The organism is Pseudomonas sp. NPDC088885 (assembly GCF_044750025.1).
GTDB classification, from domain to species: Bacteria; Pseudomonadota; Gammaproteobacteria; order Pseudomonadales; family Pseudomonadaceae; genus Aquipseudomonas; species Aquipseudomonas rustica.
Window position 1 is genome coordinate 1 of the sequence record NZ_JBIVJB010000262.1, and the last position, 1,103, is coordinate 1,103.

Annotated in this window: 2 protein-coding genes; both read left to right on the forward strand. The window is 53.1% G+C overall.

Annotation, left to right across the window (positions count from 1 at the left end; translation table 11 throughout):
• Positions 1-194: 194 nt before the first annotated feature.
• Positions 195-470, forward strand: coding sequence for a polyhydroxyalkanoic acid system family protein (locus ACIP1X_RS29095; protein ID WP_038360037.1), 276 nt, complete (start codon positions 195-197; stop codon positions 468-470).
• A gap of 205 nt (positions 471-675) precedes the next feature.
• Complete coding sequence (locus tag ACIP1X_RS29100) at positions 676-1,098, forward strand: phasin family protein (RefSeq protein WP_008080629.1); 423 nt, start codon at positions 676-678, stop codon at positions 1,096-1,098.
• The last annotated feature ends 5 nt before the right edge of the window (positions 1,099-1,103 follow it).

The window sequence follows — 1,103 nt, forward strand, 5'->3', positions numbered from 1 at the left end:
CATCGCTGCCTTTGCGCTGATCAGTCATATCGCTGTCACCAAAAGAGAATGCGCGACATTCTAATCCCCAAGCCATGCTTTGTCTTGGAATGGCTAAAGGTAAGATGGGCAACCTTCGGGACGATTTGCCGCAGCGGCGGTCAAGATTTACCGATACACATTTTTCGCCCCATTCAAAAAGCAGGAGTCAATCAATGGCCAAAATCACTGTTGAGCGTGCCCACAACCTGGGCAAGGAAGCCGCCCGCGAGAAGGCCGACAAGCTGGCGCAAAAACTCTCCGATCAATATGGCCTGGAGCCGCAGTGGTCGGGCGACACCCTGAACCTCAAACGCTCGGGCGTGAAAGGCGCGGTGCATGTGGCGGACGATTCGATCAAGGTCGACGTCGAGCTGGGCCTGATGATGTCGGCCATGAGCGGCATGATCAAAGCCGAAATCGAAAAAGCCCTCGATAAAGCCCTGGTCTGAACATCAAAAGATCGCAGCCTTCGGCAGCTCCTACAGGGGAATGTGTACCCCTGTAGGAGCTGCCGAAGGCTGCGATCTTTTCGTTCAGGCAACACCGATTTATGTCAGTTGTTAGGGTGCCGTTTCTAATTTTTCTACCTACTTTGTGCCTGAGCCCGACACTTTCGCGGGCAGTTCCTCAAACCTTCTGCGCGTGAGGTGCACCATGGCCAAAGTAATTTTGAAGAAAAAAATCGACGCTTCGACAACCGCTCTGAGCGACGTTAAATCCTATGCCCGCAAGATCTGGCTGGCAGGCCTGGGTGCCTACGCCAAGGTCGGCCAAGAGGGCAGCGACTACTTTCAAGAGTTGATCAAAGCTGGTCAAACTGTTGAAAAGAAAGGCAAAAAAGCCGTCACCGAAAAACTCGAAGCGGCCAACGCCGAGATCGATGAAGCCAAGGGTGAAGTGAGTTCTTTCAAAGGTCGCGTCGAAGTTCAGCTCGACAAGGTCGAGAAGGCGTTCGACTCCCGTGTAGCAAGCGCCTTGAATCGTATCGGCATTCCGTCTAAACATGACGTTGAGACACTCTCTGCTAAGCTCGATGAGCTGACGGCATTGCTCGAACGCGTCGCGCGTAAATCTTAAGGAGA